At 58.8% G+C, this 23,374-nt stretch carries 24 protein-coding genes; 8 read left to right on the top strand and 16 right to left on the bottom strand.

Translation table 11 applies throughout. The features are described 5' to 3' along the window. Positions 1-68 precede the first annotated feature (68 nt). From ACQZ5F_RS22360 to chvI, 5 genes are all read right to left on the bottom strand, one after another. Positions 69-344, bottom strand: a complete 276-nt coding sequence (locus tag ACQZ5F_RS22360; protein WP_046799729.1) for an HPr family phosphocarrier protein — start codon at positions 342-344, stop codon at positions 69-71. 11 nt (positions 345-355) lie between these two features. Continuing rightward, positions 356-757, bottom strand: coding sequence for a PTS sugar transporter subunit IIA (locus tag ACQZ5F_RS22355; RefSeq protein ID WP_003505374.1), 402 nt, complete (start codon positions 755-757; stop codon positions 356-358). Between the two features lie 125 nt (positions 758-882). Further along, positions 883-1,347, bottom strand: coding sequence for an HPr kinase/phosphorylase (locus ACQZ5F_RS22350; protein ID WP_046799730.1), 465 nt, complete (start codon positions 1,345-1,347; stop codon positions 883-885). Then, positions 1,337-3,127 (bottom strand): two-component system sensor histidine kinase ChvG, encoded by a 1,791-nt coding sequence (chvG, locus tag ACQZ5F_RS22345; protein WP_046799731.1) that lies wholly within the window; start codon positions 3,125-3,127, stop codon positions 1,337-1,339. The genes ACQZ5F_RS22350 and chvG overlap by 11 nt, the downstream gene beginning before the upstream one ends. Positions 3,128-3,183: 56 nt before the next feature. After that, on the bottom strand, positions 3,184-3,909 hold the full coding sequence (chvI, locus tag ACQZ5F_RS22340; RefSeq protein ID WP_080842436.1) for a two-component system response regulator ChvI: 726 nt from the start codon (positions 3,907-3,909) through the stop codon (positions 3,184-3,186). A gap of 338 nt (positions 3,910-4,247) precedes the next feature. On the opposite strand from chvI, the gene ACQZ5F_RS22335 reads away from it, so the two are divergent. From ACQZ5F_RS22335 to lysM, 3 genes are all read left to right on the top strand, one after another. Beyond that, positions 4,248-5,858: a phosphoenolpyruvate carboxykinase gene (locus ACQZ5F_RS22335; RefSeq protein WP_137085579.1), complete on the top strand. Its 1,611-nt coding sequence runs from the start codon at positions 4,248-4,250 to the stop codon at positions 5,856-5,858. A 127-nt stretch (positions 5,859-5,985) separates the two neighbouring features. Beyond that, a complete protein-coding gene (gene arfB, locus ACQZ5F_RS22330) occupies positions 5,986-6,420 on the top strand; it encodes an alternative ribosome rescue aminoacyl-tRNA hydrolase ArfB (protein ID WP_046799733.1) in 435 nt (144 codons plus the stop codon). Between the two features lie 86 nt (positions 6,421-6,506). Continuing rightward, a complete protein-coding gene (lysM, locus tag ACQZ5F_RS22325) occupies positions 6,507-6,956 on the top strand; it encodes a peptidoglycan-binding protein LysM (protein ID WP_225339003.1) in 450 nt (149 codons plus the stop codon). A 43-nt stretch (positions 6,957-6,999) separates the two neighbouring features. On the opposite strand, the gene coaA is transcribed toward lysM, so the two are convergent. From coaA to hisB, 7 genes are read right to left on the bottom strand one after another with little or no spacing between them, the layout of a single operon-like run. Beyond that, positions 7,000-8,001 (bottom strand): type I pantothenate kinase, encoded by a 1,002-nt coding sequence (coaA, locus tag ACQZ5F_RS22320; protein WP_170979844.1) that lies wholly within the window; start codon positions 7,999-8,001, stop codon positions 7,000-7,002. Beyond that, on the bottom strand, positions 7,998-8,321 hold the full coding sequence (locus ACQZ5F_RS22315; RefSeq protein WP_046799735.1) for a phosphoribosyl-ATP diphosphatase: 324 nt from the start codon (positions 8,319-8,321) through the stop codon (positions 7,998-8,000). Before ACQZ5F_RS22315 ends, coaA begins: the two co-directional genes overlap by 4 nt. A 15-nt stretch (positions 8,322-8,336) precedes the next feature. Beyond that, entirely contained in the window at positions 8,337-9,113 is a 777-nt protein-coding gene (gene hisF / locus ACQZ5F_RS22310) for an imidazole glycerol phosphate synthase subunit HisF (protein WP_046799736.1), read from the bottom strand. After that, positions 9,110-9,859 carry a 1-(5-phosphoribosyl)-5-[(5-phosphoribosylamino)methylideneamino]imidazole-4-carboxamide isomerase gene (gene hisA / locus ACQZ5F_RS22305; protein WP_225339004.1) on the bottom strand — a complete coding sequence of 250 codons (750 nt, stop codon included), beginning with the start codon at positions 9,857-9,859 and terminating at the stop codon, positions 9,110-9,112. The genes hisF and hisA overlap by 4 nt, the downstream gene beginning before the upstream one ends. Position 9,860: 1 nt before the next feature. After that, positions 9,861-10,511 (bottom strand): imidazole glycerol phosphate synthase subunit HisH, encoded by a 651-nt coding sequence (gene hisH / locus ACQZ5F_RS22300; RefSeq protein WP_137085585.1) that lies wholly within the window; start codon positions 10,509-10,511, stop codon positions 9,861-9,863. A gap of 1 nt (position 10,512) precedes the next feature. Then, positions 10,513-11,007, bottom strand: coding sequence for a DUF2628 domain-containing protein (locus ACQZ5F_RS22295; protein ID WP_225339005.1), 495 nt, complete (start codon positions 11,005-11,007; stop codon positions 10,513-10,515). A gap of 22 nt (positions 11,008-11,029) precedes the next feature. Continuing rightward, positions 11,030-11,626 (bottom strand): imidazoleglycerol-phosphate dehydratase HisB, encoded by a 597-nt coding sequence (gene hisB / locus ACQZ5F_RS22290; protein WP_046799740.1) that lies wholly within the window; start codon positions 11,624-11,626, stop codon positions 11,030-11,032. A 201-nt stretch (positions 11,627-11,827) separates the two neighbouring features. On the opposite strand from hisB, the gene hslV reads away from it, so the two are divergent. The 4 genes from hslV (at position 11,828) to ACQZ5F_RS22270 (ending at position 17,185) form a co-directional block, all read left to right on the top strand. Next, positions 11,828-12,352, top strand: coding sequence for an ATP-dependent protease subunit HslV (hslV, locus tag ACQZ5F_RS22285; RefSeq protein WP_046799741.1), 525 nt, complete (start codon positions 11,828-11,830; stop codon positions 12,350-12,352). 75 nt (positions 12,353-12,427) lie between these two features. Continuing rightward, a complete protein-coding gene (hslU, locus tag ACQZ5F_RS22280; RefSeq protein WP_225339006.1) occupies positions 12,428-13,735 on the top strand; it encodes an ATP-dependent protease ATPase subunit HslU in 1,308 nt (435 codons plus the stop codon). Between the two features lie 196 nt (positions 13,736-13,931). Further along, the gene (locus ACQZ5F_RS22275) at positions 13,932-14,897 is read left to right on the top strand and encodes a DUF1402 family protein (protein WP_225244842.1); all 966 of its coding nucleotides are present in this window, start codon (positions 13,932-13,934) and stop codon (positions 14,895-14,897) included. 119 nt (positions 14,898-15,016) lie between these two features. After that, positions 15,017-17,185: a malate synthase G gene (locus ACQZ5F_RS22270; protein ID WP_225339007.1), complete on the top strand. Its 2,169-nt coding sequence runs from the start codon at positions 15,017-15,019 to the stop codon at positions 17,183-17,185. 80 nt (positions 17,186-17,265) lie between these two features. Here the strand turns inward: ACQZ5F_RS22270 and ACQZ5F_RS22265 are convergent, their stop codons facing one another. After that, positions 17,266-17,979 (bottom strand): L,D-transpeptidase, encoded by a 714-nt coding sequence (locus tag ACQZ5F_RS22265; RefSeq protein WP_046799744.1) that lies wholly within the window; start codon positions 17,977-17,979, stop codon positions 17,266-17,268. Between the two features lie 183 nt (positions 17,980-18,162). Between ACQZ5F_RS22265 and ACQZ5F_RS22260 the strand changes: the two genes are divergently transcribed. Then, positions 18,163-18,648 (top strand): MmcB family DNA repair protein, encoded by a 486-nt coding sequence (locus ACQZ5F_RS22260; protein WP_225339008.1) that lies wholly within the window; start codon positions 18,163-18,165, stop codon positions 18,646-18,648. Between the two features lie 6 nt (positions 18,649-18,654). Here the strand turns inward: ACQZ5F_RS22260 and ACQZ5F_RS22255 are convergent, their stop codons facing one another. From ACQZ5F_RS22255 to hrpB, 3 genes are all read right to left on the bottom strand, one after another. Then, the gene (locus ACQZ5F_RS22255) at positions 18,655-19,242 is read right to left on the bottom strand and encodes an ActR/PrrA/RegA family redox response regulator transcription factor (protein WP_046799745.1); all 588 of its coding nucleotides are present in this window, start codon (positions 19,240-19,242) and stop codon (positions 18,655-18,657) included. Between the two features lie 73 nt (positions 19,243-19,315). After that, positions 19,316-20,623, bottom strand: coding sequence for a two-component system sensor histidine kinase ActS (actS, locus tag ACQZ5F_RS22250; protein WP_082178795.1), 1,308 nt, complete (start codon positions 20,621-20,623; stop codon positions 19,316-19,318). 29 nt (positions 20,624-20,652) lie between these two features. Then, the gene (gene hrpB, locus ACQZ5F_RS22245; RefSeq protein ID WP_225339009.1) at positions 20,653-23,139 is read right to left on the bottom strand and encodes an ATP-dependent helicase HrpB; all 2,487 of its coding nucleotides are present in this window, start codon (positions 23,137-23,139) and stop codon (positions 20,653-20,655) included. Positions 23,140-23,374: the final 235 nt, after the last annotated feature.

The following is a 23,374-nucleotide window of genomic DNA, read 5'->3' as shown; positions in this document are numbered from 1 at the left end:
TTAGCAGGCCACAAACGATCTGGCAATGATGATATAAAGAGGTCTTTATGTCTTTATATGTTGCTGGCTCAGGCTTCTTCGCCGAAGCGGTCGGCCACCAGAGCTTCCAATGCGGCCAGCGCCTCCGACGCCTGATTGCCGCTTGCCTCGACATAGACGCTGCAGCCGGGGCTGGCCGCCAGCATCATCAGGCCCATGATGGAAGTGCCACCGACGGTCATGCCGTCCTTGGAAACCGTGATCGTCGCATCGAAGCCCTCGACCATCTGAACGAATTTCGCAGATGCCCGGGCGTGGAGACCGCGCTTGTTGATGATCGGCAATTCCCGGGAGAGAGGCGACATGGGCTGACTTCTCACTTGCCGCTTAAAACGCGGCTGGCGACGTTGATATATTTGCGGCCGGCATCGGATGCATCCTGAAGGGCCTTGTCCATATTGTCCTCGCTGCGAACGCCGGCAAGCTTGATCAGCATGGGAAGATTGACCCCGGCGATGACTTCGACATTGCCGTTATTCATGACGGAGATTGCGAGATTGGACGGTGTGCCACCGAACATGTCCGTCAGTATGATAACACCATTGCCATCATTGGCACGCGCAACGGCGTCGATGATATCCTGCCGGCGCTGATCCATGTCGTCTTCGGGACCGATACAAACCGTCTCGATCAATTTCTGGGGACCGACGACATGCTCCAACGCATGGCGAAACTCCTCAGCCAGCTTGCCATGGGTGACAAGCACTAGTCCGATCATGAAATGCTCCCTTGCACACGCACTCTCATTGCCGACTATCGCAACGCGGCAATCCTGTCCATCGGTGGGATTTCATCTTGATGAGGAAAATGCGAATCGCAAGCCTAAAATCGCCCGAATCATCGTCACTTCACATTCGTTTTAAAAAGATTCTGAGCAAGTGCAGCAAATTTTCCATAGGGCGTAAGACTTGCAAGCGGAATGCGCAGAAGCGGAATATGCCCGCCACAGGGCAGCAAAAACGCTTCGTCATCTTCGGGAAGTCTCGGATTTTCCGGTGAAAGAACTGTCGTAACCGCAAAATGTAGTGGAGCGCTCGCAACGCTGTTGAGCGAAACAATGCCGCTGCCGCGCAACTCCAGCAGGCCGGCAATCGTTTGCGGCCGCTCGGCAATGATGTGTTCGCCGTCGCGGTACACGAAAATCTGATCGTCCGCGATCAACGCCGCCGGCAATCCGCAGCGTTCAGCCTCGGTCAGAAAACTGAAGGCAAGCTCGCTTTTGCCGCTGCCGGATGGTCCCGTAAAGAGGATTCCCGTGTTTTGAACGGTGATGGCGGTGGCGTGCAGGTTGAAGCGTTCAGCGTTCATGGGTTTCGGCCGCCGGCAGCGACAGGGTGAAGCGCGCGCCGGAAATCACGCCGTATTTGTCGACGACATTTTCCGCCCTGAGGCTGCCGCCATGGGCTTCGGCGATCTGGCGGCTGATGGAAAGGCCAAGGCCGGAATTCTGGCCGAAGCCTTCGCTTGCCGGTCGGTCTGTGTAAAACCGTTCGAAAATCCGGTCGATATCTTCGGCCTGAATGCCGGGTCCATTGTCTTCCACCTGCACGAGGCAGCGATCCTTGTGGCGGGAAAGACGCACGGTGATGCGGCCACTTTCTTCTGACACGAAAGAACGGGCATTCTCGATCAGATTGGTGACGATCTGGCTGAGGCGAAGGTCGTGGCCATTCACCACGAAAGAGGTTTTGCTTCCGGCCTTCCGGTCGGCCACATAGTCGATTGCCACGCTTTTCTTCTTGGTGCTGATCTGGCGGGATATGTCCACCAGCCCCTTCATCAGCACATCGAGGTCGAGCGGCGAGGCATCGGCGCGCGCCAGCTCGGCATCGAGCCGCGACGCGTCCGAAATGTCGCTGATCAGGCGGTCGAGGCGGCGTACATCATGGAAGATGATCTCGGTCAGCCGTTGCTTCGACTCTTCGGTTTTCGCGCGCGGCAGGGTTTCCACGGCGCTGCGCAGCGAGGTCAGCGGGTTCTTGAGTTCATGACTGACGTCGGCGGCGAAGCTTTCGATTGCGTCGATACGGTCGTAAAGCGCCGTCGTCATTTCACGCAGGGCAATCGACAGGTTGCCGATTTCATCCTGACGTGCCGAAAAATCCGGTATCTCCTCACGCGTTCGCGCCCCGCGGCGTACACGGATCGCGGCGGCCGAAAGCCGCCGCAGCGGTGTGGCGATGGTCGATGACAGAAGCAGCGACAGAACGATATTGACCAGCGTGGCGATGCCGAAAACACGCATGATGGCCAGGCGCTCCGCATGCACGATCTTGTCGATATCGCCCGCCTGCGTGGAGAGCAGCAAGACGCCGAGCACGGCCCGGAAGCGTTGCACCGGCACGGCGACTGAAACGATCAGCTCGCCCTTTTCGGTGACGCGCACGACCGCGCCGCGCACACCGGTCAGCGCATTCATGACTTCCGGATAGATCGAACCGTCGCCGCCAGGCGCCTCCTTATATTGCGGAAGGCTGCTCGGCTGCAGCATACGGTTGAACATGCTGGTGAACCAGTCGCCCCAGGTCTGGGTTTCCGGTGTTACCGGCGGCAGATCGAAGCGCAGAACCTGTCCGCGTGAATAAAGATGGCGCGAATCGAGCAGCAGATTGGCATCGGCATCGAAGAGCCGTGCGCGGGTGCGCGTCGGTGAAATCAGCCGTCGCAGCACTGGCGCCACCCGTTCCGGATTGATCGGGAAGCTCAAATCCTCGTCATTGGGAGCGGGGGTGATGCTCTGCCCCGCCTGCAATTCGAGAAGCTTTTCGGGATTGATGGTGATCGAATTGGTATCGACCGAAGCGGAAGCCGAAATCGCGCCGGCAATGATTTCGCCCTGCGTCAGAAGGCTTTCGACCCGCGCGTCGATCAGCCCCTCACGGAACTGGTTGAGATAGAGAATACCGCCGACCAGAACGACCGTCGCCGCGACATTGAAGAAAAGAATACGGCGCGTGAGGCTGGAAAACACCGCATTGCCGAAAATGCGCCGGATGATCGTCAGCGGATGGATACGATGGCGGCGTTCGCTGCCGCGTTCTTCGGCATCGTCGCTATCCGAGACGGTTTCCGGCGTTTTCTTCAGCACGTATTTAAGTCCTCGCCACCACTCTTCGGGTGGTCTCTTCCGATTTGCGTGCCGATTCAGGCCGCTTCGCGGAAGCGATATCCTACGCCATAAAGCGTTTCAATCATATCGAAGTCGCCATCGACCAGTTTGAACTTCTTGCGAAGGCGCTTGATGTGGCTGTCGATGGTGCGGTCATCCACATAAACCTGCTCATCATAAGCGGCGTCCATCAGCGCGTCGCGGCTTTTCACCACGCCCGGCCGCTGCGCCAGCGAGTGCAGGATGAGGAATTCGGTGACGGTGAGTGTTACCGGTTCGCCCTTCCAGGTGCAGGTGTGGCGTTCCTGGTCCATGGCGAGCTGCCCGCGCTCCAGCGTGCGGGCCTGCTGGTCCGCCGTCGGCTTTAGTGCGCCGCCAGTTGCTGGCGCGGCATCGCGGCTGCTGGCGCGGCGCAGGATCGCCTTGACGCGTTCCACCAGAAGGCGCTGCGAGAAGGGTTTGGTGATGAAGTCATCCGCGCCCATCTTCAGGCCGAACAATTCATCGATCTCTTCATCCTTGGAGGTGAGGAAGATCACCGGCAGATCCGATTTCTGACGCAGGCGCCGCAAAAGCTCCATGCCGTCCATGCGGGGCATCTTAATATCGAAAATGGCGAGCTGCGGCGGACGGGCGATCAACCCGTCAAGCGCGGAGGCGCCGTCCGTATACGTTTCGACCCGGTAGCCTTCGGCTTCGAGCGCGATCGATACCGAAGTCAGAATATTCCGGTCATCGTCGACAAGCGCGATCGTCTGCATGTAGTTGGTCTCCATCGTCATTTTCTCGTAACTCCCGACATTCACCCAGCCAGGTTGTGCGCCGCGAGCCACTCTCTTGAGTATAAAGGTGGAACAAATTGTGGCAAAGGAAAACTCGCCCCAAAATCGTAAGGGTGCGGCGAGCGGATTTCGTGAAAACGCCGCAGCTGGATTTTAATGCGTCTTCAACCGATTTAAAAAGAAATAAAATCTTTTAAATCGATTAATATATTGAAATCACTAAGTTTTTTAAAGTTCGGCTCTTGCGTTTCCAAAAGCCGCCACGTATTTTCCGTGAAAATTTCAACGTCCTTACCGTCATTAACAAGGAACGCGTCATGAACGAGCTTGGGGTTCATAATCCTGCCAATGGAGTTGCGGAACTCGGACTGGGCGAGGCCTCCCGCGTCTTTTATAACCTCAATGAGAGCGAATTATACGAAGAGGCGATCCGCAACGGCGAGGCCGAACTGACCATTGATGGCGCGCTGCGCGCCGTCACCGGCCAGCACACGGGCCGTTCGCCGAAGGACAAATTCGTCGTTCGCGACGCTTCCACCGAGAACACCATCTGGTGGGACAATAACAAGCCGCTGTCGCCAGAAAACTTCGAGCTGCTGCGTCAGGACATGTTGGCCCATGCCGCCGGCAAGACCCTCTATGTTCAGGACCTGATCGGCGGCGCCGATGAGGAAAATGCGCTACCGACTCGCGTCGTCACCGAGCTTGCCTGGCATTCGCTGTTCATCCGCAATCTGCTGATCCGTCCGAAGCAGGAAAAACTGGCGGGCTTCAAGCAGAAACTCACCATCATCAACCTGCCAAGCTTCAAGGCCGATCCGGCCCGTCACGGCGTCCGTTCGGAAACCGTCATCGCCTGCGACCTGACCAATGGCCTCGTCCTCATCGGCGGGACTTCCTATGCCGGTGAAAACAAGAAGTCGGTCTTTACGGTATTGAACTACCTTCTGCCGGCCAAGGGCGTGATGCCGATGCATTGCTCGGCCAATGTCGGTCCTGAGGGTGATTCCGCCGTCTTCTTCGGTTTGTCCGGCACCGGCAAGACCACGCTTTCGGCTGACCCTTCGCGCACGCTTATCGGCGATGATGAACATGGCTGGGGCGAGCACGGCATCTTTAATTTCGAAGGTGGCTGCTATGCCAAGGCGATCAAGCTTTCGGCCGAAGCCGAGCCGGAAATCTATGCTGCGACCCGTCGTTTCGGCACGGTTCTTGAAAACGTCGTGCTCGACGAAAACCGCGTTCCTGATTTCAATGACAATTCACTGACGGAAAACACCCGCAGCGCCTACCCGCTGCACTTCATTCCGAATGCATCGGAAACGGGCATTGCCGGTCATCCGAAGACGATCATCATGCTGACGGCCGATGCCTTCGGCGTGCTGCCGCCGATTGCCCGGCTGACGCCGGAACAGGCCATGTACCACTTCCTCTCCGGCTACACCGCAAAGGTTGCCGGCACGGAAAAGGGCGTAACGGAACCGGAAGCGACCTTCTCCACCTGCTTCGGCGCCCCCTTCATGCCGCGCCATCCGGCGGAATACGGCAACCTGCTGCGCGAGTTGATTGGCAAGCACGGCGTCGATTGCTGGCTGGTCAACACCGGCTGGACCGGCGGCGCTTATGGCATCGGCAAGCGCATGCCGATCAAAGCGACCCGCGCGCTTCTGACGGCCGCACTCACCGGCGAGCTGAAGGATGCCGAGTTCCGCACCGATGCGAATTTCGGTTTCGCCGTACCCCTGTCGCTTGATGGCGTTGACAGCGCAATCCTCGATCCGCGTTCGACCTGGGCCGATGGCGCAGCCTATGACGCGCAGGCGAAGAAGCTGGTGTCGATGTTCGTCACGAACTTCACCAAGTTCGAAGACCACGTCGACAGCAAGGTTCGCGACGCAGCGCCGGGCCTTCTGCTCGCGGCTGAATGAATGAAGCCTCATATGTGAGGAGGAGGGAACCCGGCCTTGTGCCGGGTTTCTTTTTTGCCGGGCTCTTGATTCTGGCCACTGTTTTCATTTCGCGCGTTCTGTGGCATCACCGGCGCGGAGAAAGATCATGGCCAGCGACCCGCTTTACATCAGCAACCGTATCACCATTGCCGGCTGGGAGCTGACGGAGCAATTCGTGCTGGCTGGCGGGCCGGGCGGCCAGAACGTCAACAAGGTCTCGACGGCGGTCCAGCTGTTTTTCGACATCGCCAATTCGCCCTCCCTGTCGGAACGGGTGAAGGCGAATGCCCTGCGTCTGGGTGGCAGACGTGTGTCGAAAGACGGCGTGCTGATGATCGAGGCGAGCCGGTTTCGCAGCCAGGAGCGCAATCGCGAAGATGCGCGCGAACGGCTGAAGGAGCTGATCCTCGAAGCCGCCGCCCCGCCGCCGCCGGTGCGAAAGGCCACCAAACCCACCAAGGGTTCTGTGGAGCGTCGTCTCAAGGCGAAGTCCGGTCGCTCCGATATCAAGAAAATGCGCGGCAAACCCTCGGGCGACTAGGCTCCCGCGCGGCGACAAATGTTTCGCCCTTGTCATAGAGCTTCAAATATCGTCTGGTAATCCTCCCTACAACCAAGGAGGGTGCTATGGGTCTGTTCAATTTCATCAAGGAAGCGGGAAAGAAGCTCGGTATCGGCGGCGATGACGCACCTGATGTCGATGCGGTCAAGAAGGAGCTCGCTTCCCACGATCTCGGCACGGACAAGGTTCAGGTCGAAGTGGTGGACGACAAAGTCGTTCTGAAGGGCGAAGTGGCCGATCAGTCGGTTTTCGAAAAGGCGGTCATCGCGGTCGGCAATACGCTCGGCATTTCCAAGGTCGAGGCCGGCGAGCTGAAAGTGGCCGAAGCCCCGGCAAAAGAACCCGTCTTCTACACGGTCAAGAAGGGCGACAATCTCTGGAAGATTGCCGAAGCCCAGTACGGCAAGGCTAATGGCGCGAAGAACAACATTATCTTCGAAGCCAACAAGCCGATGCTGACCCATCCCGATAAAATCTACCCCGGACAGGTTCTGCGTATTCCCGACCTCACATAATAACGGGTTTAATCACCGGAGATGCCGCCATGCGCGGCATCTTTTACAGCTTGCGAAGCGCCACCGTGTCGATCAGGTGGTTCTTTCCCTTACGCAGAATAAGGTCGGCACGCGGGCGTGTCGGCACGATGTTCTGACGCAGGTTCTTCAGGTTGATGTTCTGCCAGAGACCTTCGGCAATGCTCAGCGCCGCTTCTTCGCTGATCGAGGCATAGCGGTTGAAGAATGAATTCGGGTCGCGGAACGCGGTTTGCCGAAGATTCATGAACCGGTTCACATACCAGTTATGAATGAAGTCCTCGTCAGCATCGATATAGATCGAGAAATCGAAGAAATCCGAAACGATCGGCACGATCCGCCCGCCCGCCGGCAGGTCGCGCGATTGCAGCACGTTGATGCCTTCGAAAATCAGGATATCAGGCTGGTCGATGACAGTGAATTCGTTCGGCAGAACGTCATAGGTCAGGTGCGAATAGCGCGGCGCCTTCACATTCGGCTGGCCCGCCTTGATCGCCGAGAGGAAACGCAAGAGCGCGCCGATATCGTAACTTTCCGGAAAGCCCTTGCGCTCCATCAGGTTCTCACGCCGCAGCACCTCGTTCGGATAGAGAAATCCGTCAGTGGTGATGAGATCGACCTTCGGGCTGGAGGGCCAGCGGGCCAGAAGCTCTTTCAGGATACGCGCTGTCGTGGATTTGCCAACGGCCACCGAACCGGCGATGCCGATGACGAAAGGCGTCTTGTTGACGTCCCCCATGTTGAGGAAGCGGTTGCGCTGCTCGAACAGCAGCTGCGATGCTTCCACATGCGAGGACAGTAGGCGCGACAGCGACAGGTAAATGCGCCGCACCTCGTCCAGATCGATCGGGTCGTCCAGCGAGCGTAGTCTTTTGACCTCGTCGGCCGACAATGTAAGTGGCGTGTCGGCACGGAATTTCGCCCATTCTTCGGAACTGAAGAAGTGATAGGGCGAATATTCATCCGGCCGAAAATGATCGAGTGTGCCTGGCATGCCTCTCTCCCCGCTGCCTGCCGTGACATTCATGATGTCGGCCTCGCCGCCTTTTCCGCAAGGCCCGTCTGGCCCGTCCGGCGCTCCAGTTCGGCAAAAACGTCGCTCAGCGGAATGTCGGCGATCTTCAGTACCACCAGCAGATGATAAAGCAGGTCGGCAGCCTCGTTTTTCAGCCCGTCGCGGTCTTTTGCGATGGCGGCGATGACGGCCTCGACCGCCTCTTCGCCTAATTTTTTCGCTGCACGATCCTGGCCCGCCGCAACGAGTTTGGCTGTCCAGGATTCGTCGGGAGATGCAGCGGCGCGGGTCGCGACAATGCGTTCCAGATCGGAAAGGGAAAATGCGCTCATGAAGAGTTCCTGCAATCAGTCGAGACGCATGGCGATGCCATGCTCGGCCATGTAGTTTTTGGCTTGCCCGATCGAATAGGTGCCGAAGTGGAAGATGGAGGCGGCAAGCACCGCAGTTGCGTGGCCATCACGCACGCCTGCCACCAGATCGTCGAGAGTCCCGACGCCACCCGAGGCGATGACGGGTACACGAACCTGATCGGCAATGCTGCGCGTCAGGCCGATATCGTAGCCGCTCTTGGTGCCGTCGCGGTCCATTGAGGTCACGAGCAATTCGCCGGCGCCGCGTTCAACCATCTTGATGGCGAATTCCACGGCGTCGATGCCCGTCGGTTGGCGTCCGCCATGGGTGAAGATTTCCCAGCGGCCTTCTTCTCCATCCTTCGAAACCCGCTTGGCGTCGATAGAAACGACGATGCACTGGTTGCCGAACTTGTCGGCCGCTTGCGCCACGAAATCCGGATCCTTGACGGCTGCGGAATTGATCGAGACCTTGTCCGCGCCGCAGAGAAGCAGCTTGCGGATGTCCGCGACGGCGCGGACACCGCCGCCGACGGTTAGCGGCATGAAACAATGGTCGGCCGTGCGTGATACGACATCAAAGATCGTGTCGCGATTATCCGAGGAGGCGGTGATGTCGAGGAAGCAGAGTTCATCGGCCCCTGCCGCATCATAGGCCTTCGCCGCCTCGACCGGGTCGCCGGCATCGATCAAGTCGACGAAGTTCACGCCCTTGACGACACGGCCGTCCTTCACATCGAGGCAGGGAATAACGCGGGCTTTGAGGGTCATGCTTTTACCTCCTTGGCTGCAGCCGCCTTGATGAGGGCGAGCGCCTCGGCGGGGTCGATGCGCCCGTCATAGAGCGCGCGGCCGGAAATCGCGCCCTCGAGCTTTGCGGCATCCGGCTGCAACATGCGCTTGATGTCGTCGATGGAGGCAAGGCCACCGGAAGCGATGACCGGGATGGAGACGGCATCCGCCAGTTCCAGCGTCGAGGCCCAGTTGATACCAGCCAGAATACCGTCACGATCGATATCGGTATAGATGATGGCGGCAACGCCGGCGCCTTCGAAACGTTTGGCGAGTTCGATGACGCCGAGTTCGGAAGCTTCCGCCCAGCCCTCGACGGCAACCTTGCCGCCCTTGGCATCGATGCCGACGGCGACCTGGCCGGGGAAACGCTTGCAGGCTTCGATAACCAGAACCGGATCGCGCACCGCGACGGTGCCGAGAATGACGCGGGCAAGGCCACGGCTCAGCCACGCTTCGATATGATCGAGCGTGCGGATGCCGCCGCCAAGCTGCACTGGATTTTTCGTGGCTTTCAGAATGGCGTCGACCGCCTCACCATTGACGGTCTCACCGGCGAAGGCACCGTTGAGATCAACGACGTGCAGCCACTCGAAACCCTGATCCTCGAAGGCCTTCGCCTGCGCGCCAGGATCCTCGTTATAGACTGTGGCCTGGTCCATATCGCCGAGTTTCAGGCGAACGCACTGGCCGTCTTTGAGGTCGATTGCGGGAAAAAGGATCATGTCAGGGCTTCCAGCGCAGGAAATTGGAAATCAGGGCAAGGCCGAGCGTTTGGCTTTTTTCCGGGTGGAACTGCGCGCCGGCCATATTGTCGCGACCGACGAAAGCCGTCATCGCGCCACCGTAATTGGTGGTGGCGATGACATCCGTCGAGTGCTTGGCTGCCAGATGGTAGGAATGCACGAAATAGGCGTGCAGGCCGTCAGCACCGGTCTTGATGCCGTCGAAAAGAGGGTGGGTATGCCGGATTTCCAGCGTGTTCCAGCCGATCTGCGGAATTTTGAGCGTCGGATCGGACGGCGTCATTTCAACGACGTCGCCTTCGATCCAGCCGAGCCCGGTGCTGACAGTCTTTTCGAGCCCGCGCGAGGACATCAGCTGCATGCCGACGCAGATGCCGAGGAAGGGATGGGCTTTTTTCTCGACGGCTTCAATGAGCGCCTCATGCATGCCGGGAACGGCATCGAGACCGGCACGGCAATCCGCATAGGCGCCGACACCAGGCAGGACGATGCGGTCCGCCGAAGCGACGTGATCCGGCCTGTCGGTCAGGTCGATGGTTGCATTGATGCCAGCTTCGCGGGCGGCACGCTCGAAAGCTTTGGTGGCCGAACGCAGGTTGCCAGAACCGTAGTCGATGATCGCGACACGCATGTCAGCGCCTTCCATTCAAGTCGAAAAGAAACGATCCGGCGGGATCGTTGACGAAATTCTTGTCACCTCGCTTTTGCGGCGAGGGGGTCCAGACCGGCTGGGACAGTTGTTCCGCCGTTTCGGCGTTTTCGGAGACACCGGAGAAATATATGTCTTCGGCGCTCGAAAGATCAGGGGCGGAAACAACTGACGTCAGCGTCCAGCCTTTGCGGATCAGGTGCCGGACGAGAAAATCGCGTCCCTCCAGCGCCGTGACGAGTCCAATGGCGAAACCGAAGAGAATACCAACCGGTTCGAATCCGGCTAATATTGAGACCTGCCCGGCCAGAAGGAGCACAATGACAACGATGGCCGCCGCCAGCCACAACCGGTTAATGGCCAACCAGAGCCAGGGCGCGACCAGCGCCAGCCAGACGAAACGGTCTGCGATGAAGCGGGTCGTCTTGTGGTCCCTGTCCGGCCCGTTGGGGGCTTCCAGAACGAGATAGCTTGTCATGGGCTTCCTGACAGCTTTGGCGTCAGGCCAGCATGCCCTTTGTCGAGGGAACGCGGCCTGCCTGCCGGGGGTCGATCTCGGTTGCCGTGCGAAGAACGCGGGCAACGGCCTTGAAGCATGTTTCGGCGATATGATGGTTGTTGGCGCCGTAATGGTTCAGGATATGCAGCGTAATGCCGGCATTCTGGGCCAGCGCCTGAAAGAACTCGCGCACCAGTTCGGTGTCGAATGTGCCGATCTTCGGTGCGGAGAAGTTCACATTCCACACGAGAAAGGGCCGGCCGGAAATATCGACCGCCGCCTTGGTCATCGTTTCGTCCATGGCAAGATCGAGCGAGGCGTAACGGGTAATGCCGCGGCGGTCACCCAGCGCCTTGGCAATCGCCTGACCGATGGCTATGCCGGTATCTTCAACAGTGTGATGATCATCGATGTGCAGGTCGCCCTTGACCTCGATGTCCATGTCGATCAGCGAATGGCGGCTCAGCTGGTCCAGCATATGGTCGAAAAATCCCACGCCGGTGGAAATTGTCGACTTGCCGGTGCCGTCGATATCCACGCGCACCGAAACCGAGGTTTCGTTGGTGGTGCGGATAATCTCGCCTTTACGTTCTGCCATTTTGGCCGCTCCGTGAAAATGTCGCCGTTCCTTATCAGCACGGGACACAAATATCCAGTTGTTCCATCGTCTTGCCTGACATGCCGAAAACGGTGCGTCGCCTCGAAGATTGCAATCGCGAAAAGCAAACTTACATAGAACTCGAGAAGGGCCGCATGCCGGCCCGCTAACCGCAGGCCCTTAAGGGCAGACAGGTGTTTGATGACAACGATTATTACAGTCAGAAAAGGCGGCAAGGTCGTCATGGCTGGCGATGGTCAGGTAAGCCTTGGCCAGACCGTCATGAAGGGTAATGCCCGCAAGGTTCGCCGCATCGGCAAGGGTGAAGTGATTGCTGGTTTTGCTGGCGCGACTGCGGATGCCTTCACGCTGCTCGACCGTCTTGAAAAGAAACTCGAGCAATATCCCGGCCAGTTGATGCGCGCGGCCGTGGAGCTTGCGAAGGACTGGCGCACGGACAAATATCTGCGCAACCTCGAAGCGATGATGCTGGTGGCCGATAAATCCACCACGCTCGCCATCACCGGTAATGGCGATGTGCTGGAGCCTGAGCACGGTGCGATCGCCATCGGTTCCGGCGGTAATTACGCCTTTGCGGCTGCCCGCGCCATGATGGACACGGACAAGTCTGCCGAAGAGGTGGCGCGCCAGGCGCTCGATATCGCCGCCGATATCTGCGTTTATACCAACCATAATCTCGTCGTCGAAACGCTCGACGCCGAATAAGCGAATTTTCTCAAACATGGGTCCTGTGGGCCGGGCCGGAATGGCCGGCCGGAGCAGGAAAGCCGAGAGGATAGAATGACCAATTTTTCACCCCGGGAAATTGTCTCGGAACTGGACCGCCACATCATCGGCCAGCATGATGCGAAACGTGCGGTCGCGATCGCACTGCGCAACCGCTGGCGTCGTCAGCAGCTCGATGAGAGCCTGCGCGATGAAGTGATGCCCAAGAATATCCTGATGATCGGACCGACCGGCGTCGGAAAGACCGAGATTTCCCGGCGTCTCGCCAAGCTTGCCGGCGCTCCCTTCATCAAGGTCGAGGCGACCAAGTTCACCGAAGTCGGTTATGTCGGCCGCGATGTCGAACAGATCATCCGCGATCTCGTGGAAATCGGTATCGGCCTCGTGCGTGAAAAGAAACGCGCCGAAGTACAGGCCAAGGCGCATGCCAGTGCTGAAGAACGGGTGCTTGATGCGCTTGTCGGCACGACGGCGTCGCCCGGCACCCGCGAAAGCTTCCGCAAGAAGCTGCGTGATGGCGAGTTGGACGACAAGGAAATCGATATCGAGGTGGCCGATAGCGGCTCGGGCATGCCCGGTTTCGAAATTCCCGGCATGCCGGGCGCCAATATCGGTGTCCTCAACCTGTCTGAAATGTTCGGCAAGGCCATGGGCGGACGCACCAAGAAGGTGCGCACCACGGTCTCGAAATCCTATACCGATCTCGTCCGCGACGAATCCGACAAGCTGCTCGACAATGAAATGATCCAGCGCGAAGCAGTGAAGTCGGTGGAAAATGATGGCATTGTCTTCCTCGACGAGATCGACAAGATCGCGGCGCGCGATGGCGGCATGGGCGCCGGTGTCTCGCGTGAAGGCGTGCAGCGCGATCTCCTGCCGCTTGTCGAAGGCACGACGGTTTCGACGAAATACGGCCCCGTCAAGACCGACCACGTCCTGTTCATCGCGTCAGGCGCGTTCCATGTGGCAAAGCCATCCGATCTTTTGCCGGAGCTTCAGGGCCGCCTGCCGATCCGCGTCGAGTTGAAGCCGCTGACCAAGGAGGATTTCCGCCGTATCCTGACCGAGACGGAAGCAAGCCTCATCCGGCAGTACAAGGCGCTGATGGCGACGGAAGAACTCAACCTTGATTTCACCGATGATGCGATTGACGCCCTGGCCGATGTGGCCGTTCATCTCAATTCGTCGGTTGAGAATATCGGTGCTCGTCGCCTGCAGACGGTGATGGAGCGTGTCTTGGACGAGATTTCATTCAACGCGCCGGATCGCGGCGGCTCTGCCGTCAAGATCGATCAGGAATACGTCAAAAAACATGTCGGCGATCTTGCCGCCGATACGGATTTGTCGCGTTATATTCTCTGAAGACTTCAGGGAGAACGAAAGAAGAGTGCGGCCATATTTGCCGCACTCTTTTATTTTATCTGCCTCATCTCGCATTCAGCCCGCATTTTGTTTATGGGAAGGGCTGCATTCCGGTTGGAACCGCTTTCGTGGAATGGTCCGGTTTTCCTCACGTGTTTCGAAGGGAAGCCGCAGGCTTGAGAAAAGGCATTCGCTCGTGCGCAAAACTCTTCTGGCATTTGCCGTGGCTCTGGCGGTCACTGCCGTTTCATCTTCTTATGCCGAGGCGGCGACGGTCGTTCCACCGGGCAATCGCAACGCCGAACAGCCCGGTGTTCCCGGCGCTTCCGCCCGCAGAACCAAGGCGTCCAACAGCTCTTTCGAACGCAAATACCAGAAGGTGATCGACCTCTTGTCCTCCGACAAGGCGCTGATCGCCAAGATCAAGTCGACTGCCGGGCGCTACGGCATCGATCCGATCCATATGATCGGTGCGATTGTCGGCGAGCATACCTACAATGTCGACGCCTATGACCGGCTGCAATCCTACTATGTCAAAGCTGCCTCCTATGCCGGCAGCAGCTTCCGTTTCGGCTACAAGGACGAAACCATCGCGCAGTTTCTGGCACGTTCGCAATTTACCAGATGTCAGTCGAAAAAGGATTCCTACGGCCTTTGGAACTGTCGGGAAGATGTCTGGGACGACAGCTTCCGCGGCAAGACGGTGGATGGCATTGCCTATCCGAACAACCGTTTCAGTGCTGTGTTTTTCCAGCCCTTCTACGCCGGACAGACCTTCGGTCTCGGCCAGATCAACCCGCTGACGGCGCTGATGTTGTCCGACATGGTTTCGAAAACCTCTGGTTATGACAGGTTGGATGAGAACGACGCCACCGCCGTCTATACCGCGATCATGGACCCGGACCGCTCGCTGGCCTTCATGGCCGCCTCCATCCGCAAATCGATCGATGATTACAGATCGATTGCCGACATGGATATTTCGAGAAATCCGGGCGTGACCTCCACGCTTTATAATGTCGGCGGCTCTCAGCAGCGGGCGGCCGCTCTCGCACAGAAAAACCGCCAGCGCGCCGCAGGCGGCGAACAGCCCCTGTTGCCGGAAGAAAACTATTACGGCTGGCTGGTGAATGACCGTATCAAGGACCTGCAGGCGCTTTTGTAGAAAAAGGCGATTATCGCCTACATTGTTTCCAAAAAGGAAATAATATTTGGCTGCCTGCCGCAATTGACGAGCGGCGGTCTCCGCGTCCAATCTGTGCCTTCAGAATAAAGGAGGCGCATGTGAGCCGCACGAATAAATTCGGTCTTTCCATCGATGACAGGCTTTATGCCTTTTTGACGGATGAAGTCCTGCCGGGCACGGGCCTGGACAACGAGACTTTCTTCGAAGGCTTTTCTGCCATCGTCCATGCGCTTGCTCCCAAGAACCGTGAATTGCTGGCAAAGCGCGACGCCCTGCAGGAAAAGCTGGATGGCTGGTATCGGCAAAATGGCGCTCCGGTGGATTTTGACACCTATGAGAGCTTTCTGAAGGAAATCGGTTATCTGCTGCCTGAAGGTCCCGGCTTCAAGGTGGAAACCAGCAATGTCGATCCTGAAATTGCCGCTGTCGCCGGCCCGCAGCTCGTTGTCCCGGTCATGAATGCGCGTTACGCGCTGAATGCCGCCAATGCCCGCTGGGGTTCGCTTTACGATGCGCTTTATGGCACGGATGCCATTTCTGATGCCGATGGCGCGGAAAAGGGCAGGGGCTATAATCCGAAACGCGGCGAAAAGGTCATCGCCTGGGCGCGCAACTTTCTTGACGAGTCGGCCCCGCTCGAAACGGCAGGCTGGTCGGATGTGACCGGCTTCAAGATCGCTGACGGGGCATTGCAGCTTGCAATCGGTGACGGCACGACGGGACTGAAGGATGCCGCGCAATTCAAGGGTTTTACCGGCGAGGCAGAAAGGCCGGCAACCATCCTGCTTGGCAAGAATGGTTTGCACACCGAGATCGTCATCGATCCTTCGACCGAAATCGGCAAGGGGGATAAGGCAGGTATCTCGGATGTCATTCTCGAATCCGCGCTGACAACCATCATGGATTGCGAGGATTCGGTCGCTGCCGTTGATGCCGAAGACAAGGTTCTGGTTTACGGCAACTGGCTTGGCCTGATGCGCGGCGATCTGACGGAAGAGGTTGCGAAGGGTGGCAAGACCTTCACCCGTAGGCTGAACCCAGATCGTTATTATACCGCACCCAATGGTTCGGCGCTCACTTTGCCGGGGCGCTCGCTGATGCTGGTGCGCAATGTCGGTCATCTCATGACCAATCCGGCAATCCTCGATAGAGATGGTCGTGAGGTCCCGGAAGGCATCATGGATGCTGTCGTCACCGCGCTGATCGCGCTTTACGATGTCGGCCCGTCCGGGCGGCGGCAGAATTCCCGCGCCGGCTCCATGTATGTCGTCAAGCCGAAGATGCACGGGCCGGAAGAGGTCGCTTTCGCCAACGAGATATTCTCTCGCGTCGAAAACCTCGTCGGCATGGCGCCGAATACCATGAAGATGGGCATCATGGATGAGGAGCGCCGCACCACAGTCAACCTCAAGGAAAGCATCCGTGCTGCGAAGGACCGCGTCGTTTTCATCAACACCGGCTTCCTCGACCGCACGGGCGACGAAATCCATACCTCGATGGAAGCGGGGCCGATGATCCGCAAGGGCGACATGAAGCAGGCGGCCTGGATCGCGGCTTACGAGAACTGGAACGTCGATATCGGGCTGGAATGCGGCCTTTCCGGCCATGCGCAGATCGGCAAGGGCATGTGGGCCATGCCGGACCTGATGGCGGCAATGCTGGAGCAGAAGATCGCACATCCGAAAGCAGGCGCCAACACCGCCTGGGTGCCTTCGCCGACGGCGGCGACGCTGCATGCCACACATTATCACAAGGTCGATGTCGCAGCCGTTCAGGAAGGCTTGAAAAGCCGAGGCCGCGCGAAGCTTTCCGATATTCTGTCGGTGCCGGTCGCGCCGCGTCCCAATTGGACGCCGGAGGAAATCCAGCGCGAACTCGACAATAATGCGCAGGGCATTCTGGGATACGTCGTGCGCTGGGTCGATCAGGGTGTGGGTTGTTCCAAGGTGCCTGATATCAACAATGTCGGACTGATGGAAGATCGCGCTACGCTGCGCATCTCCGCACAGCACATGGCGAACTGGCTGCGCCATGGCGTGGTGACGCAAGAGCAGATCGTTGAGACAATGAAGCGCATGGCTGCGGTAGTCGACGGGCAGAATGCCGACGACCCAGCCTATTTGCCGATGGCGTCCGATTTTGAAGGATCGATCGCATTTCAGGCGGCTGTCGAGCTTGTACTGAAGGGCCGTGAACAGCCGAATGGCTACACTGAACCGGTTCTGCACCGCCGCCGTCTGGAATTGAAGGCGAAGCAGTCAGCCTGAAGCTGCTGCTTAGACGTCTAGGATAAAAAAAAAGCCGCCGGGAAATTCCACGGCGGCTTTTTCTTTGCTTGTATCTGATCTTACTGGATCACGACGACCTTGGAGCTGCGGCCCGGACGGACGCGGCTGTAAAGATCCATGACATCCTGGTTGATCATGCGGATGCAGCCGGAAGAGGCGGCGGTGCCGATCGAAGCCCATTCGGGCGAACCATGGATGCGGAACAGCGTATCCTGTCCCTTTTCGTTAAAGAGATACATGGCGCGCGCGCCGAGCGGGTTGGACAGGCCGGGGCCCATGCCTGCCTCGACATATTTCGCGACTTCCGGCTTGCGGTCCGCCATTTCCTTCGGCGGATGCCACATCGGCCATTCCTGCTTCCAGGCGACATAGGCTTCACCGGCCCAGGCGAAACCTGCCTTGCCGACGCCGATGCCGTAACGGACGGCGCGGTTGCCGGACAGTATATAATAGAGGTAACGATCGCGCGTATTGACGATGATCGTGCCGGGACGTTCGTTCGTCTGGAACTCAACGATCTGACGGCGGAACTTCTCGTTTACACGATTGATCGGAATGGCCGGCAGCGCGTAGCCCGCATCGGTCACGGGACCGTATACGTCATTGAAAATCTGAACGGTTTCGACTTTTGCCGGAACGGGATCAGCAACCGGCACTGATGCCGCTATCTTGCCGGATGTCGGGCGAGTTGATTGGGATGTGGTTTCAGCGCAGCCGGCCAGAGCCAGTGCTGCCGTCAGACCAAGTGCGGTCAATGAAGTACGGATGCGCATGTCGTTCTCGCGGAAAATTCGCCAAATTGTGCGAAGGAGTAGGCTTAATTGGATAAATCGGTTATTTTCCATTCAGCCGCTCTTGGCAAGCCGTTGCGTCGCCGCGAAACGGCTGCGCATCTAAAATTGCCGGTTGATTGCCTTTTTGCAACAATAGGCCAAACGCTTCAGCAGCCTTTATCCATGACTATTCTTTCCGTTACCAACAATAATCCCTTAATAGACGGCCGCCAGTCGGACAAGGCGATGCTGGTGCGTCGTGGCGTTCAGGTGCTTTTGCACGAGATGCGCCATTCGGTGCTGCCGGAACTGCCGCTTGCGAGTGGACGAAGGGCGGATCTCATCAGCCTGTCGGTCAAGGGGGAGATCTGGATCATCGAAATCAAATCCTCGGTCGAGGATTTCCGTGTCGATCGCAAATGGCCGGAATACCGCCTGCATTGCGACAGGCTGTTTTTCGCGACACATCCCGAAGTGCCGACCGATATCTTTCCGGAAGAATGCGGATTGATCCTCTCGGATGGATATGGCGCCCATATGCTTCGCGATGCGCCGGAGCATAAATTGCCGCCGGCGACCCGCAAATCGGTGATGCTGGATTTCTCGAGAACTGCTGCAACCCGGTTGATGCTGGCGGAATGGACAACCGGGCGCAGTTTCGGCGAATGACGCCGCTTATTTGGGTGCGCGCTTGGCGAGAATGCGCTGCAAGGTGCGCCGGTGCATGTTGAGACGGCGGGCGGTCTCTGAGACGTTGCGTTCGCACATTTCATAAACGCGCTGAATATGCTCCCACCGCACACGGTCGGCTGACATGGGGTTCTCGGGAACTTCGGTCTTTTCACCCTTGCGCTGTGTAAGCGCATTAAAGACATCGTCCGCATCTGCGGGTTTGGCGAGATAGTCCAGCGCTCCGAGCTTCACGGCGGTAACGGCGGTTGCGATATTGCCATAACCGGTCAGCACGACAATCTGTGTATCGTCCCGGTTCTGCCTGATAGCTTCGATCACTTCCAGCCCGTTGCCATCGGTAAGCCGCAGATCGACCACCGCATATTTGGGCGGCGCGGCCTTGGAGCGGGCAATGCCCTCGCTCACCGTCTCGGCAGTGTCGACGGCAAAGCCGCGCGTTTCCATTGCCCGGGCAAGCCGACGCAGAAACGGCCCGTCATCATCGACGATCAGCAGAGATTTGTCGGGTCCGATGGGATCGATATCGTCCGCGGGTGCGCTGGTGGTTGGGGTCTGGTCTTCTGTCTTCATGTTTCCGGCCTTCCGGCAACTTCGTCGGCTTTGTTTTCTTCTTCTTATCGCCGCTTCAACGTGGATGGTAAAGTCAACGGTTTCTTTTATCGTCCATAAGCGCGCGAGGCCAGATGATTGTGACCCGCGCGCCGGTTTTGCTGGAGCCAAGATTTTCGAAGGTAACGGTGGCGCCGGATCGCTCAAGCAGCGTCTTGGCAATGAAAAGGCCAAGCCCCAGCCCGCCCGCCCGCGTGTCGTTGTGACGTTCGGTCACATAGGGCTCGCCGATACGGGCAAGCACGTCATGGGCATAACCCGGCCCATCATCCTCGATGAGGACCGCGACGTTCTGCGAATCATGCTCCACCGTCACCGTCACCTTCTCCCGCGCATAATCCACGCCGTTTTCGATGAGGTTGCCCAGTCCATAGATGATGCCGGCATTGCGAATGCCGACCGGTTCGTCGGCCCGGTTGCTCTTTTCCACAAGTTCGAGGCGAATGCCGAATTCCCGGTGCGGCGCCATTACCTCCTCGATCAGTGAAGAGAGCGGCAGGCGACGCATATGTTCCTCATTATCGGCGGAAAGCGATGTGAGGCGGCGCAGAATATCGCGGCACCTTTCACTCTGGCTGCGCAGCAGCGCTATGTCTTCGCCATATTTTTCATCATTTCCGAGCTCGCGCTCCATTTCCTTGGCGACAACGCTGATGGTCGCAAGCGGCGTGCCGAGCTCATGCGCTGCGGCGGCTGCCAGCCCATCCAGCTGCGAGAGGTGTTTTTCCCGCTCCAGCACCAGTTCGGTTGCGGCCAGCGCGTCCGCCAGCTGATTGGCCTCATGCGAAACGCGATAGGCATAAAAGGCCGCAAAGGATGTGGTGGCGATGATCGCGACCCAGGTACCGACATGCAGCAGGAGCTGGATCGGCAAAACCTCGCCGGGATACCAGGGAACCGGAAACGGCGAAAAGGCGATCGCTGTTGAGCAGATGACGGCAAAGGCAAGAAGAATAAGCGAATGCCGCAACGGCTGCGAGGCAAACGCGATGATCACCTGCACGCAGATCAGCGGTGCGAAAGGATTGGAAAGGCCGCCGGTAATATAGATCAGCGCCGTCAATTGCAGTAGGTCGAAGGCCAGCAGCAATGTCGCTTCCCAGGGTTCCAGGCGATAGGTGGAGGGAAAGCGGGCGGTGAGAAACAGATTGGCAAGCGCCAGCGCCGCAATCAGCAGGCCGCAGGCCAGAAGCGGCAGCGGGAAGTTAAGCCCGAAAGCAACGAACAAGATCGTCGCCGTCTGTCCGGCAACGGCGAGCCATCGCAGCCAGACAATTGTCTGCAGCCTTATTCTGCGGCTGGCGCGGCCAAGCCTTGTGGTTTCGATAGGATGGCCAGCCACCTTCGTCTCCTTTACCCTATTCATCGTCGTCACGTTCCGCGCGGTTTCGCACGGCTGGTCGGCAGCGCCGCTGCCGGGTCCTCCGGCCATGGATGGCGCGGATAACGCCCACGCATATCCGCCCGCACATCTTTCCACGATCCCGCCCAGAAACCGGGAAGATCGCGTGTGGTCTGTATCGGCCTGTGTGCCGGCGACGTCAATTCCAGCAGCAGAGGCAAGCGCCCCTGCGCGATTGCGGGGTGCGACGTCAACCCGAAAAGCTCCTGCACGCGAATGGAAAGGGTCGGTTCGCTGGCATCATATCGAATGGGATGCCGCTGGCCCGTCGGCGCCTCGAAATGTGTTGGCGCTAGTCTTCCGAGGTCACGCGCCACCTCGTGCGGTACCAGAGACATAATCCCTTCGGAAAGGCTGCCGGGTCGAATGTCCTGCAGGCTACGCGCACCGTGCTGGAAAGGAACGAACCAGTCATCAAGTCGCGAAAGCAATGCCGCATCGCTGACGTCGGGCCAGAGATCACCGATGCTCGCGTTCAGAAAACCGATCCGGTCGCGTAGCTGCAGGGTTTCTTTCGAGAAGGGCAGAATGCCGATGCCGAATTCCCGAATGCCATTGGCCAGCGCCTGTGCTGCCTTTTCGCCTTCCGGGCGGGGCAGGGGCGTTTCATCGAGGATGATGGCGCCGAGGCGCGTGACCCGGCGGGCGCGTGCCTGGCCGCTTGCCTTGTCAAAGAGCAACTGGTCCTGCTGAACGATAAGGTGCGGCATCCGCTCTTCTATATCGACCCTGTCAATGCCTGCTGCCGCAAGGATGCGCGGTTGCGCCGCTCGCCCGGTAATGTCGGCCACGACAAGCATTCTGCTCGCCGCCAGCCGCTCGGTCTCGGCAAGTTCGGCGCCGCGCCCATTCGCCATCACATAACGGCCGCGTGCTCCGCGCTGAAGCGCGATCCTGTCCGGATAGGCATGCAGCAGCAGCGGGCCGGCTTCGCTCGGCAATTCGGCTACCGTCTTTGTATCGCCAATCGCATCGAACAGCCTTGATGCCAGCTTGCGCGCCGCCTGCGCTCTTTCGCTCCTGTCGGAGATAAAGCGCCGCAGCCGTTCATCGAGATCGAGATCGTTTCCGCCCAGCCCCTGTTCCGTCAACATGACGGCGAGCATCGCCGCCTTTTTCCCCGCACCCTCGCTTGCCGCTGCAATCACCATCGCCGCCAGCCGTGGCGGCAGTGAAAGGCCGCGCATCAGGCGACCACGCTGTGTCAGTGCGCCGCTTTCATCGAGAGCACCGAGATTTTTGAGAAGCGCCACCGATTCCTTAAGCGCGACTTCAGGCGGTGTGTCCAGAAAGGCGAGCATGGAAGGATCGTGAACACCCCAATGGGCGAGATCCAGCGCAAGGCCGGAAAGATCACTCGCCAGAATTTGTGGTGGCGTAAAGACATTAAGCGCCGCCGTCTGCCCCGGATGCCATAGACGGATCGCAACGCCGGGTTCCGTTCGCCCCGCGCGGCCAGCCCGCTGATCTGCAGAAGCCCGCGATACCCGCACGGTCTCCAGCCTCGTTATTCCCGTTGCCGGTTCGAACACCGGTAGTCGCTGCAACCCGCTGTCAATCACCACACGCACGCCGTCGATGGTGATCGAGGTTTCCGCGATGGAGGTGGCAAGCACGATCTTGCGTCGTCCGGCCGCCGCCGGCTTGATCGCTGCGTCCTGCTCTTTTTGCGACAGGTTACCGTAAAGCGGGATGATGTCCGTATCATCGGAAAAGCGTCCCTCCAGCCGTGCGGCCGTGCGGGTGATTTCCGCCTGCCCCGGCAGGAAGGCAAGGATGGAACCCGTTTCCGCCGCATGGGCTTCGATAATCGCCTTGGTGACTTTCTCTTCAACCGGAGCTCCGTGCCAGCGATCCTCGTAGCGGATATCGATTGGAAATGTCCGGCCGAGGCTCTGAACCACTGGCGCGGCGCCCATCAGCGTGCTGATGCGTTCCACATCGAGAGTGGCGGACATAACGAGGATACGCAGATCGTCTCGCAATCCATCCTGCACGTCGAGTGCCAGAGCCAGACCGAAATCGCCGTCGAGTGACCGTTCATGAAACTCGTCGAAAATCACCGCGGAAACGCCTGCAAGTTCCGGATCGTCGAGAACCATCCGAGCGAAGACCCCTTCGGTCACCACCTCTATCCGGGTTTTCGAGGAGATACGATTGTCGAGCCGCATGCGGTAGCCGACCGTGTCTCCGACGCTTTCGTGTAACAGATCCGCCATGCGTCCGGCTGCGGCCCGTGCGGCAAGCCGGCGCGGTTCAAGAAGAATGATCTTGCCGTCACCTCGCCATTCCTGCCGCAGAAGATGAAGCGGGACCAGTGTCGTCTTGCCTGCCCCCGGAGGAGCCGAAAGGACCGCGCGCTTCGCGCCGGCCAGCGCATCGGCAATATCGCCGAGAACGTCGCTGACGGGAAGCGCGGGCAAGTCGGTCTTTATGGGAGTTGGTGTTCTGGTCATGCGAAGAAGCCTGCGGCATTGGGTTGGTATATGAGCGTCTCCCTGCGGTTCTAAAGCACGACCCGGCGCTTGGACAGCGGACTATGAGGGTTTCGTGATTGCGCTTCGGGCGAAATCGAGATCGCTCGCGCCCTGTCTTTAATGGGAGATGGAAGGGATGCATCGCGTGCATGATGAAAACGGCGAGAGATTCTGCACTTTCGGGTTCTTTGTTGGTGTTTTCGTTAAAGTCTGT

The organism is Agrobacterium sp. 22-210-1 (assembly GCF_053522525.1).
The sequence above is the reverse complement of the archived record's forward strand: the minus strand, read 5'-3'. Positions and strand labels throughout refer to the sequence as shown.